Source organism: Luteolibacter rhizosphaerae, assembly GCF_025950095.1.
GTDB lineage: Bacteria > Verrucomicrobiota > Verrucomicrobiia > Verrucomicrobiales > Akkermansiaceae > Haloferula > Haloferula rhizosphaerae.
Genome location: NZ_JAPDDR010000005.1, coordinates 19,838 through 32,095 on the forward strand (window position 1 = coordinate 19,838; position 12,258 = coordinate 32,095).

The window sequence follows — 12,258 nt, forward strand, 5'->3', positions numbered from 1 at the left end:
ATGCGGGCGGGCATGTAGCGAGATTGGCAGAAAGCCGACGCTCCTGCGAGTCGCCGGCTTTCAAAATTTCAGCAGTCCGCGGGACGCTTCAGTCGCGGCGGCGACGCAGGAGCGCCAGCAGACCGACCGCGCCCAGCAAGGTGGCGGCGGGCTCCGGGACGATCGCGAGATTGTCCAAGCTGCCCAAGCTGGTGGATGTGGCGCGAAGGTCCGCGTAGAACCCGATCTGGCTGCCGAGATCGGTGGCGGTGAAGTTCACCGTGAGCGCGTCATGGCTCACGGCGCTGGTATCGATGTAGCCGACGGTGAACTGCGTGGTGCTGACGCGGGTGATGTAAAGCTGTGCCACCAGTGTCTCCGCCGTGCCGAGGACTCCCGTGCCGGTGGTCACCACTCCATTGTTGGAGCTGGTGACGCGCACGGCGTCTTGCGAGGGACGGAGGTAGATGGCGAGGAAGTTCGAGAGATCGCGGGTGTCGGTATCGCCGGTGCTGGCGGAGGTGATCGCTCCCGCGCCGGAGATTGCGAGGCCGAAGTCCATCTGGGTGCCGGTGGCCGAGAACAGGGTATCGACGCTGAGTGTCTGACCCACGCCGAGGCTGAAGTCATTGCGGAGGAGAAGCACTTGCTCCGCCGCGCCGGTGCCGCTGCCGTAGGTGGAAACCAGCGAGCCGGTGGATGAAGAGAAGCTGACGTCGGCATTCGTCGCGCCGTTATCGAGGACGCGCGTGCTGGTGTATTCGGACAGACTGTTGTCGCTGAAGGTGTCGATGACGACGGCCTGGGAAATGCCGCTCACCAACGGTGCGAACAGGAAGCCGGAGAGGATCAGAGAACGGGGAGACATGGGAGTGCGGGTTTCGATGATCCGCGGTGATCGCGGAATGGGGCAGGATAAGCCCCCGAATGCCACTGCTCCTCAATCCTATTTCCCCTCTCTCCCCCTTAATGGGGAAGCTGTTAGCGGCGGGCTTTGATCACCCAGTTTCCGGCTTCCAAAAGAAGAATGGCACGACCGTTCTTCGCTGGGAGTTCGACGGGCTTGCCTTCGCCTTCCGCGATGAAGTCACCGCTGAAGGGCACTTGGAACTCAGCACTGGTCCCCGCGGGAACGGAGAGTGTTGCACGCCATGAGGCGGCTTCGCTGCCTTGTGTCTGCAAAGTGATCGCACCTTTCGGCGTGGGGAGCTTGATCTTGGCTCTCTCCAGCGAGGCGGTTTGCGGACGCACACGGAAACGCTTGAAGCCCGGTTCGATCGGCTCAATGCCCATCAGCTGTCGTGCGATGATGTTCGCGGGTGCGGCACCCCAGGCGTGGTTCCAATCGAGGTTCGGCTTCAGTGCGGGGTCCCACGCTTCGAGCGTCATGGTGGAGCCGAGCTTCTCCGACATGTTCAGCCAGGAGCGCTGGGAGCGGGAGGTCAGGAGGGAGAGGGCATGCCCCGCTTCTCCGGCATCGTAGAGGGCATCGAGGAGAAACTGTGCGCCATAGACGCTGCAGGCCATGCCGCGCTGCTTCACGTGTTGGGTCACGCGGCCAACGCGATCCTCCGGAACGAGTCCGAGAGCCAGCGGAAAGAAGTTTGCGTGAGCGGAGGCGTGGTTGCTGGTCTGGCCGCTCTTCGGATCAAGGCCGTCGCGGTAGCAGCCGCGTGCTTCATCCCAGAGTTGGTCGTTCACCGCGTTCTTCGTCTGCTCGGCTAGCGCGGCGAACTCACGGGCATCAGCGGTTTTTCCGAGATGTGTGGCGATTTTTTCCAGCAGCACGAGGGCCCGGTAGTGGAAGGCGGTGACGACCGTCTTGACCGGCGGCTTCATGTCGTAGCCGTCGCGTTCGTTGGCAGGCCAGTCGATGATGTCCTTCGGCTCGCCGTCGTTCCAGCCGAGGAAGAGGCCGTCCTTGGTCCGGCGTTCGATCATGGCCCGGCCCTTGAGCGTGGCATAGTGCTTGCGGAGCGAACGGTCGTCACCCGACCAGAGGAAGTCGTGCCAAGCGAGGATCACCGATTGCAGGCGCCATTCGGTGGGCCAGGTCGGTTTCTCTAACAGATATTCGTGGCTCAGTCGTGCGGTGTCGTAATGCGCGTCCACGCAATAGTGGGAGAGCTGGTTGATCAGCACGTCCGCTTCGTAGGGCTTCCGTTCGCGGTCGCCATCGACGTAGAGGCCCATGAAGCTGGTGGCCTTGATGGAGTATTTGCAGAGCTTCCACACGGCGTCGAGTTCCGGACTGGAGGATTCGAAAGCGGACGCGTCTTCATCGAAAGGCACGCTCCAGGAGACGCGGCGCACTTGGTCCGGGGAGAAGCTTGCGGGCGCGCCCTCGATCTCGATGTAGCGGAAGGGCATCACTTCGGGGCAGCCCTTCGGCAAACTCAGGAAGCCCTCTTTCATCCAGCCGGGCGGGCTCCATGTTAGAGCAGGACGGACCGGCGTGCGCGGGCGCAGCGCCAGCTCGTGCTTCTGGTAGCGCACGGTGCCGCCCGGTTTGCGCTCAAGCTTGCCGTCTGCCGATAGCATCTCGCCCATGTGAAGGGTGACCTTGCCGCCGCGGGTTTCGGGCGAGGTAATCTCGATTGTGCCGAAGGCGGCCTCTCCGAAATCGAGGAACCAATGCCCTTCGCCGACTTTATCGGAGCGCTCCGGTGAATCCGTTGCCACGACCACGGGACTGCGCTCGTAGGCGGATGCGAGCGATACCGAGAGCAGGAGGTAGCAGAGGAGGCGCATGGGTTCAACGGACATGGAGTAGCCGGTCCAAGCCTCCCAAGGCAAGGGAGGCGATGGAATTTCATGCATCAAACCCGCGAAAACCACCGGAGGTGAGCGAGAAATCGGATCTCCAACGAAAAGGGGGGCAAGGCCTCCCTGCCGGGTTGAGAAATTAAGGCTTTCGCAGTGCGGCAGACCGCGCTACATCCCTGCGCCCGCGGCGGCCATGCCACCGCGGGAACCCACATCAGGTGTCGCCGGCTTAGCTCAGTTGGTAGAGCAGTTGATTTGTAATCATCAGGTCACCAGTTCGAGTCTGGTAGCCGGCTCCATGTGGGATCTCTCCGTCACGGCATGTTCGAGTTGAGACGGACGAACATCCGGCTCCCGGTTCGCGGAATGCGCACGGTCACCCGATCCATGCCAGCGCCAAATCCATCGTCCACCGTGGTGATCTGGACATTGCCCACACCGTTCTCCGCGCGCACCCAGTTGCCCGGAGTGGTACTGTATTGCACGTAGGCCCCGACGGTGGAGGCCACATCCGCGCGGCGGAAGACGAAGTTCACCCACGCCGGTTCCAGCGTGACCTGAGGCAGCAGTGTGGTCGAGATGGCGTCGGGGCCGGAAGGCTTGCCGCCGAGCACGAACTCCATGCTGTTCACGATCCCGTCGAGATCCGGGTCGGCATTCGCCAAGCGGTCGTTTCCGGACAGACCGAGGTAGTTCAGCCAGAAGGTATAACCCGGATCGACCGCAGGCGGGGCGATCGGTGATCCGCCTTGAGTCTCGCCCAGGGGCAGGCCCGGGTATTCGAGGAAGTCCTTGCGGATGATCTGGCGGCTGAAGCCCGGCCCTTGCCATGCCACGGAGAGATAGTCGTCGCCGCCGCCTTCCTTCTGCAGCGCTTCGATGTAGCAGCGCTGGCCCGCGGTCAGTGTGATGGTCGCGGAGGTTTGGCTGGCGTTGTTGGTCCAGTTCTCGAAGCCGGTGGCGGCATCGGCGTAGGCGATCCGGGTCTTGGCGGCGGGATCACCCGTCGTGGAGAGCCAGAGTTCGCCATCGTCATCGCTCGCGATCCAGAAGGTATAGTCGCCACTGCGCGGTGCGATCAGGTAGCCGCTGATTTTCTGGCCGTAGTTATTACCCCAGTTGAAGGGCGCGGCGAAGCTGTCGAGCGTGAGCGTCTGGTTGGGCGAGTTCGGGTAGGTCCCCAGATTCGTGAGGTCGCTGATGCTCTCTCCTCCAATGCCGGTCCACAGCTCGCGCTTGAGGGCGGGGGAGGCAGGTGGCGTTCCCGGATAGTCGAGGCAGCGCCCATCCAGCACTTGGCGCGAGAACGACGGTCCCTGCCAGGCCACCGAGAGGTGATCGAGCGAGGATCCCTCCTTGTGCAGCGCCTCGATGTGATAGGTATTTCCCGCGACGAGCGAGATGCCTGCGGACTCCTGCGTGGGGAACTTCGTCCACTCGCGGAAATTCGTGAAGCCGGTCGAGTAAGCGATCCGGATCCGGTTTGCGGGATTGCTGTCAGTGGAGAGCCAGAGCTCGGTGCTGTCATCCCCGGCGATCCAGAACTTGAAAACACCGGACTCCGGAGCAACCAAACGCGCCGCCAAACGCTGGCCATAGGTGTCACCATGGTTCTCGGGCGTTTCGAACGTATTCAGCCGCCCGCGCGCACCCGGCGTGCCCGCCACGAAAGGAGGCGCCGAGGTGAGATTCGTGACCTGTTCGCCGGCCAGATTGAGCCAGACCTCCCGGCGGATCGACGCCTTGCCCGGAATCACCAGCGGATGCTCCAGGAACTGGTTCGGGATCACCCGTCGCGCAAAGCCGGGACCCTGCCACGCCGCGGCTAGGTAGTCGCCACCGGCGCCTTCTTTGTGGAGCAATTCGATGTAGTAGCGCCGACCTGCCTCAAGCGCGACCGGCACCGACTTCTGTGAAGCCTGGCTATCCCAAGCCATCTCGCCCACCGAGTTGCTCACGAATGCGAGTCGTACCCGGTTCGCCGGATTCTCGTCAGTCGAAAGCCAGAGCTCGCCGCCGTCGTCGGATGCGATCCAGAAGGTGTAGCGACCGCTATCCGGCGCGACGAGGTAGCCGGAAACGCGTTGTCCGTAGTTGTCGCCTGCACCGGTGGCGGCGCGTAGGCCTGCGTTCGCAGCCAGGGTACCGCTGACACTCGGAGCGGCCGGGTAGGTGGCAGCACCGGTGAGGTCGCTGATGTTATTGCCGGTGATCCCGTTCCAAACCTCGCGCTTCAGAAGCGAGCGGTCTGCCGGTGCAGAGGGGTGTTCCAGATACTGGTTCGCGACAATCTGTCGTGCGATGCCCGGGCCCTGCCACGCCACCGCCACGTGATCACCGAAGGAACCGTCCCGGTGTCTCACCTCGACATAGTAGCGCCTGCCTTCCACCAGCGTCCGCGCGGCGGATTGCTGGGAGGGCTGCGCATCCCATGCCTCCGGGTTCACGTAGCCGTTCACGGAAGCGATCTTGCTCAGGTTCGCAGGGCTCTCGTCGGTGGAGATCAGCAACTCGCCGTCATCATCGGAAGCCAGCCAGAAGGTGTAGGACCCGGTAACCTGCGGCACGATGAAGCCGCTCAGGCGCTGCGAGAAATTCTCCGCCGAATCGATGGGGCCCTTGAACGCCATCAGCGTGCCATCGAAGTCGCCGCTGCCCGGCGCCGGATTGTCATTCGTCGAGAGACGGAAGTTCCGCACATTGCCCTTCGCGGTGGCGAAGCCGCTGAAACCGACGGACTGGATCGTCGGGTTTGACGTGTGCGTGTGCGCGGCGCGCTGGCTACCATTCACGTAGTAGCGGGAGATCCAATTCGTCCCGCGGGTATCGAGCACTACCGCAATGGTGTCGTAGGTGCCCACCGCGCTGATCACCGGATTCGAGTTCTGAGGATTGCTGGTGCCGTTCGAGAAGGCCTGCACCGTGTTCCCGGATGTGTTTCCGTTGGCCCGAACCAGCATCCAGGGGCCGCCGTAATTCGGGAACACCGAGGATTGCAGATAGAGGGCCGCATTGCTCGCGGGCTGATTCAGGAAGCCGAGCGAGAACCAATCGGTCGAGCCGGGATTGTTGGTCGGATCGATCTCCAAGCTGAGCGTGTAGACCTTGCCGGCCGCGGGAGTGAAGGGCAGCAGGGCGAGCGCGTCGCCATTCGCGGCCTTCGACCCGACGCCGTTGTTACGCGCCCAGCCGGTGGATGCACCCCAGGTGCCGGCTCCGGTTTCGGTCGCATTGCCCGATAGCGCACCGGTGGCTTCAAAGCCCTCGGCATAGATCGTGTTCACCCAATCCATCAGATTGGTTGCCGGATTTCTGGTCCAAGCCACCGGGTTCGCGGTGTTCCAGACTTCGCGCCGCAGCGTCGGGCGCATCAGGTCCGGATATTCCAGATGATTCCCGGAGATCACGGTCCGCCCGAAGTTCGGTCCCTGCCAGGCCACCGCCAGATGGTCGCCGCCGTTGCCTTCCTTCTGTAACGCTTCGATGTAGTAGCGCTGCCCGGCCACCAGCGGGATCACGGCGGACTGCTGGTTGCCTTGTGCGGTCCATTGCTCTTCGCCCACGGACCCGTTCACCGTGCCGATCACTTTCCTGTTCGCCGGATTCGCATCGCTGGAGAGCGAGAGCTGGCCTGCATCGTCGGAGGCGATCCAGAAGGTGTAGTTTCCGGTTTCCGGCGGGATCACGTAGCCGCTCAGGCGCTGGCCATAGTTTTCGCCATAGCCGGTGGGTGCCTTGAAATTATGGGTGTAGCCGGTGAGGTCCGGGGAGTAAGGGAAATAGAGCCAGTTGGTCAGGCCGCTGAGTGCCTGGCCTCCCGGCAGGCCGGTCCAGACCTCGCGCTTCAGGCCGGGCCTGACCACGTTCACCGTCAGGTTGATCGTGGTCGCCAAGGGAATCGGGCCCACCTCGGTCACCGTAATCGTCAGCACCCGGGTGCCGAGCGGCATCGCTCCCGTCGCGGTGATCACACCGGTGTTCGGATCGATGGTGAAGGCTCCGTCCGCATTGCCGCCGGTAATGCTATAAACAAAGGTCACACCCGGATCGCTCCAATCCGTCGCGGTCACGGTGGTTACCGAGGTCTCGCGGTCGAAGACGGTAACGGTCCGATCGCTGATGACCGGTGCCGAGTGATTGTAGAACTGCTGCGTCACATGCGGCGCACCGAGGATCACTTGGCCAAAGTCCGGACCGGACCATGACACCGCCAGATTGTCCCCTCCGACGCCTTCCTTCTGCAGCACCTCGACATAGTAGAATTGCCCGCCGACGAGATTGATGTTCGCCGAGCGCTGCGAGGGGAACTTGCCCCACTCGCGTGAGCCAGTGGAACCATCCACGTAGGCGATCCGCACCTTGTTCGCGGCATTCGTCGTGGTGGACAGCCACAGCTCGCTATCGTCATCCGAGGCGACCCAGAAGGTGTAGCTGCCGGTCTCCGGAGCACGGATGTAGCCGGTCAGACGCTGTCCGTAGTTGTCCGCGAAGTTCGTCGGGGTCTCGAAGAAGGCTTGGTAATTCGTGGCGTTCGGGCTGTTAGGAAAGTTGGCATGACTGGTGAGGTTCACCACGTCGTTTCCGCCGATCCCCGTCCACAACTCACGCTTCACCGCCCGCGGTTCCACTTCCACCGCGAGCTGAGCGGTGCGTTGCAGACCGCCGCTGTCGGTCACGCGCAAATCCAGGAGATACTTCGGTAGCGTGGCGAAGGAGAGCGCGCCACTCACCGTGAGCACGCCGGTGCTGGCATTCAGGGCGAAGGCATTGCCGGTGTTACCGCCGGTGATGGTGAAGGCGGAGAGCACCGACCCGGGCTCAAAGTCGCCCGCCTGCAGCGTGCCGACCACCGTGCCCGTGGTTGCGTCGTCGCGCACGCGGAAAGTCATGTTCGTCAGCCAAGGAGCGCGGTTCGGCATGGTGCCCGGGTATTCCAGATACTCCGTGCCGATCAGGCGGCGATTTTGGGTCGGCGTCTGCCATGCCACGCTCGCATGATCGCCGCCGCCGTTCTCGCGATGGATGAACTCGATGTAGTAGCGCTGCCCGGCCACCAAAGAGATCGGAGCGGACTGCTGGTTTCCTTGTGCGGTCCAATTGTCTGCCGCGGTGTTCCCCGTATTGTAGGCTACGCGGACCTTGTTGTTCGGGTTGGCATCCGTGGAGAGCCAGAGCTCGCAGAAGTCGTCCGCCGTGGTCCAGAAGACGTGATTGCCGGATTCGGCGGGCAGCAGGTAGCCGCTGAATTTCTGGCCGTAGTTGTCGCCTTGGTAGCACCCTTGCAGGCTGCCGGCATGGCGGGTGAGGTTCGGGCTGTTAGGGTAGTTTGCGTTACCGGTGAGACCGCCGAGGTCGCCACCGCCGAGGCCGGTCCAGATCTCGTGCTTCGCCCCGCGCAAGGGGCCCACACGGATTTGCACGGGCAGAGAGCCGGCACTGGAGTTTACCGTGAGGTTGAAGGTGCCCGTCAGTGCTGCCGCATTTGCCACGCTGAGCACACCGGTTCCGCTTTGGATCGAGAAGGCGGTGCCGGTGTTTCCCGCCACGATGGAGTAGCCGGTCGCGCCGGGAGAAATCGTGCCCAGTACGGTGCCGTTCAGCGCATTCGCCGCCACCCGGAATTTCCAGCCGGGCGAGGGGACCGTGCCGCTGATCGTGTATTCACCCAGCGAGCCGTAGTCGTCGTAGCCATTGCTGGCCCAAGTCCCGTTGCCGACCCCGTCCACCGTCACGGTATAGCTGCCGCTGGCGAGGCTCGCGGTGAGCGTGGCGCTCAGTTGGTTCGCCGGGCTCGCCGTGGCGACTAGGGTTCCGGCGGCGTTGTAAAGCTTCGCCTCGATGTCCAGGTTCGGGCTGTTAGGCGCACCGTTGAACTGGAGGTTCAGGTTGCCGCCTCCGGTTTGAAAGGTAAAGGCATCGACATCATCCGGGCTTGCGATCACGCCATTGCCGGATGCTGCACCACCCGCCGCGATCACCAGCGGCGTGGCATCGAGCGCGTAGGGAGAATGGTCATCCACCCGCCGGGCCACCGCCGCACCGATCTGCAGGAGGTCATCCTGCTGCTGGGCGGCGTTCACATAGTCGCCCTTGCTCCATTGGCAGATGTTCTGGCTATAGGGGGCACCCATGATCGGGCCCCAGGACATCGCGCCGCTACCGTGGCCGCCATAGTAGCCCTGCGTGGTGGTGTCGTCGTGATGCAGGCCGAAGGTGTGGCCGACCTCGTGCGAGATCACCACCGCGCCGCCGTTGCCGCGATAGAAGTTCCAGCACACCGGTTCGCCGGATTCGCGGAAGGTGTTGTTGAAGGCCACGCCGCCGGCCGAGGCGAAGTTGTTCGTCGTGGTGATGCAGCGGATCCGCAGGCCCTGCGGTGCGCGCAGGTAGGCCTGCAGGTCCGTGGTCACGTTCACCTCGAAGGGCGCGAAGTCCTCGGCCACGCGCCGCCACATGTCGGTCACCTCGCTTGCGGGCAGATTGTAGGCCGGCGCCACGATCCGGGCACCACCTTCCCAACTGTGACCCTCGATGACCTCGCCGTCGAAGTCCAGGTAAACGACTGCTTCCGCCCGTGGCAGGCTATGGAGGATCGGGATCGCCTCACCGATGATACCCACCGTGCGGCCACCGTTGTAGATCGCCGCCTTCTCCGGGTCCGGTCCCTCGACCTTCGCCAGTGGCTCCCAGTGCGGCTCGGGTTCGCAGATCACCTCGCCGATCGGCCGCCGCGCCACCTGCAGTTGGCCCTCGGCTCCGCTAGAGTAGACGTAGGCGGCACGCTCCTCCTTCTGGAGAATGAATCCACGGTAACCCCATGGCTCGACCGCGATCTCGAAAGTTCCCGTGCCGTCTTCCAGCACCCCGCCCGTTGCCCGTGCTCCGTTCGGGTAGTGGTTCACGTAGTTCAGACGGCCCACCTTCGACCCGCCGCCGGGGAGGGGGAGGCTGATCTCCTGTCCCTTCTCGAACCCGCCGATCGCTTGGAACAATTCTTCGCCTTCCACGCCGTCCAGTTCCGGTTCCGTCACCTGTACGGCCTTGCCTTTGTCACCCGGCAGTCTGTTCTTGGTCAGCTGCGCTTTCGGCTGCCCGGTCATCTCACCCTCATACCGGGGCAGGAGGCTAAGAGAGGAAAGCCCGGCACCTGACAGAAGGGCGACGAGGAGGACTTTTGAGCTGTTCTTCATGGGCAGGCGGGAGCGGGAGCTGCCTTGGAGATGCAGGAGACTCCGGGGCAGGGCTGGGGGTGAAAAGCAAACAGGGTTGGAAACCCAACGCGGAGCTAGCGTTCCACGCCCCCCTTGTCCATCTCGTCTCACTCCGGTTTAGTGCCATTTTTCCGGGTCGACGGCCTAGGTTGTCATACAGTTTGAGTGGGACCCCTCAATGGGAAAGGATTCCCAGTCCTTAAGAGCCGATTTTGCCCATTATCGAGTCATGACTCAATTTTCCGCCATGCGGTGCAGCGCGCCCGACCAGTCCTTCAGCCCGATCACTTCCAAGTAGGGCTTGGCCAGCTTGTCCTCATCCCGGGTGCCGAGCGCTTGGTAGAGATGCCAGATCGGCTTCTTCCCGAGAGGCTCGGTCTCATCATCGGGGAATTTCCTCAGACCGATCTTCAGCCCGCCTTCGTGGCGGTTGTCGATCCAGTTGTGGTATTGCCATGATTCGATCGAGGAAAGGGCTGCCATTTTCTTCCATGCCAGCGCCATGCCTGCCGCCTGATCCGCCAGTTCCTTCTCGGAATAGTCCTTCGAATTGAAACCGTTCTCGGACAGGTGCACCGGCCGCAGCTTTCCTTGATAGCGGAAGGCGGGCTGCTTCATATAGGCGTCCAGCACTTCCAAGTTCTTCGGGGTGATCTTCTCGCTATCGAAGCTGAAGGTCGCTTGCCCGTCCTCCCATGCCCGCGGGTTGAAGAGATTCTGCGGATAGGGATGGTAGGCCAGCGCCCACGGGAAATCCCCCTCGGCAGCGCAGAAGTCCCGCAGCAGTTCCAGCAGCCGCCGTGAGCCATACCAGCGGGCCTCGCCGCGGTTCGCCCAGTGATGGGTGAGCGAGATGAAGGTCCGGCTGTTCGGATCATACTGCCGCGCGATCAGGTCCATCAGGCGCATCGAGCGCTGGTAGAGATCCATGAACACGATGTCCGTCTTCTCCCCCGCATTCGTCCACACCCACCCGGCATCCACCTCGTTGTGCATGATCCAATGATGGACCCGGCCATGCTTGCCATCCGGTCGCGACCAGCGTTCGGCCATCAGGTTCAGGATCGCTCCGTAGAGCGCGAGCCCTTCCCCGGAAGTGACGTCCGGCATAGCGAAGATGCCCTCGGCCACCGCATCCGGATGGCCGAGTTTCTTCACCACCGGGCTGCCGTCCTTCGCCGGGTTCGCCACCAACAGGATCGCGGAAACCATCACGCCGTGCTTCTGCGCTTCCAGAAAGGTCTGGTCGAAGTCTTCGAGTGCCTTCTCCCGGGCGTGGTAGGTCCGGCCCTGCCATTGGAAGGGCGTGGTGTCCGGCCCGGGTTCAAGGGCTACCAGCGAGTGGATCATCACGTTCACCGTCACCGCGGAGATTCCAAGATCCTTCAATTCATCCGGCAGCAGGCCGCGGTGCCAACCGCCCAGTCCCTTTTTGCTGCGCGGTTCGGCAGGCTTCAATTGCGGGCTTCGGCAGGCGATCTGGTCGGCGTAGCGAGCATGTGAAAGCGCGGTGATCCGGTCTCCTTCTTTCCTGACGAGCTGCCAGCGGGAGAGTAGGCGATCGTGCTGGTTGCTACCCCTTGGCCGGAGCCGTGGCATCTCCGCGGAGAATTCCCCGGCGGCGTTTGCTGTCACCTCGACCAGCGTTTCCCAAGCCTGCGGGTCACCTTCCACGATCTCCATCGGGATCTCGGCGAGGAACAGATTGCCACTCTCCCCGACAACACTGCCGCTTACCCGGACCTGTTCCTTACCGACGATGACCTGCGTTACCCGTGCGGGGAAAGTCTTGGCCAGATAGGCTTCCAGCACCGCCTTGTCCGCTGCTCTCGCCGAGCTGGCCACCTGATCAAATTCTCCGGCCCGCTCCGGCCTGAGCCGCGCATTCCGCACCTGGAGCACCCGTCCGGCGGGGAGGGGGAGATCAAGGCGCAGTTGCTGCCAATCACCGCTGAAGTCCACCCTCGCCCGATAGGAGGTCCACGCTTCGCTATGCCCCACGGGCGGGAGCCAATTCGCCGTCTTCGCCTCGAAAGGCGGGCCCGGCAGCACCGCGAACTTCGGTACGCCGCCGGCGCAGAAGTACTCCATCTCTAGTACTTGAGGGCCCTTGGCCGGAGTCGCGGAAGGGGTGGCCCGCACGGACATCGCGCCTTCGATCTCCACCGTCCCGGCCACCGGTTCCCGGAAGCTTGCGGCGGGCCCGTCGAAGCGCTCCAGCTTCAAGCTCAGCTCCGCCGTAGCGACTGCTCCCAGCATCGCCACCGCGATTCCCGCAACTCTCCATGACATCCGCAACATT

The 12,258-nt window shown here is 63.3% G+C and carries 4 protein-coding genes and 1 tRNA gene; 1 reads left to right on the forward strand and 4 read right to left on the reverse strand.

Going from position 1 to position 12,258, the window contains the following annotated elements; all coding sequences use genetic code 11:
• Positions 1-88 precede the first annotated feature (88 nt).
• Complete coding sequence (locus tag OJ996_RS10495; protein WP_264513513.1) at positions 89-847, reverse strand: hypothetical protein; 759 nt, start codon at positions 845-847, stop codon at positions 89-91.
• Positions 848-960: 113 nt separating this feature from the next.
• Positions 961-2,745: a family 78 glycoside hydrolase catalytic domain gene (locus tag OJ996_RS10500; protein ID WP_264513514.1), complete on the reverse strand. Its 1,785-nt coding sequence runs from the start codon at positions 2,743-2,745 to the stop codon at positions 961-963.
• A gap of 223 nt (positions 2,746-2,968) precedes the next feature.
• Between OJ996_RS10500 and OJ996_RS10505 the strand changes: the two genes are divergently transcribed.
• Positions 2,969-3,044 (forward strand) — tRNA-Thr (locus OJ996_RS10505).
• Positions 3,045-3,059: 15 nt separating this feature from the next.
• On the opposite strand, the gene OJ996_RS10510 is transcribed toward OJ996_RS10505, so the two are convergent.
• Together OJ996_RS10510 and OJ996_RS10515 are read right to left on the reverse strand one after the other, a co-directional pair.
• Positions 3,060-9,935 carry a PA14 domain-containing protein gene (locus OJ996_RS10510; RefSeq protein ID WP_264513515.1) on the reverse strand — a complete coding sequence of 2,292 codons (6,876 nt, stop codon included), beginning with the start codon at positions 9,933-9,935 and terminating at the stop codon, positions 3,060-3,062.
• A gap of 255 nt (positions 9,936-10,190) precedes the next feature.
• Positions 10,191-12,248 (reverse strand): DUF5722 domain-containing protein, encoded by a 2,058-nt coding sequence (locus OJ996_RS10515; protein WP_264513516.1) that lies wholly within the window; start codon positions 12,246-12,248, stop codon positions 10,191-10,193.
• Between the last annotated feature and the right edge of the window lie 10 nt (positions 12,249-12,258).

Coding starts and splice junctions, on each gene's coding strand:
- OJ996_RS10500 (WP_264513514.1), bottom strand. CDS start 2,745: ATGTCCGTTGAACCCATGCGCCTCCTCTGCTACCTCCTGCTCTCGGTA.
- OJ996_RS10495 (WP_264513513.1), bottom strand. CDS start 847: ATGTCTCCCCGTTCTCTGATCCTCTCCGGCTTCCTGTTCGCACCGTTG.
- OJ996_RS10510 (WP_264513515.1), bottom strand. CDS start 9,935: ATGAAGAACAGCTCAAAAGTCCTCCTCGTCGCCCTTCTGTCAGGTGCC.
- OJ996_RS10515 (WP_264513516.1), bottom strand. CDS start 12,248: ATGTCATGGAGAGTTGCGGGAATCGCGGTGGCGATGCTGGGAGCAGTC.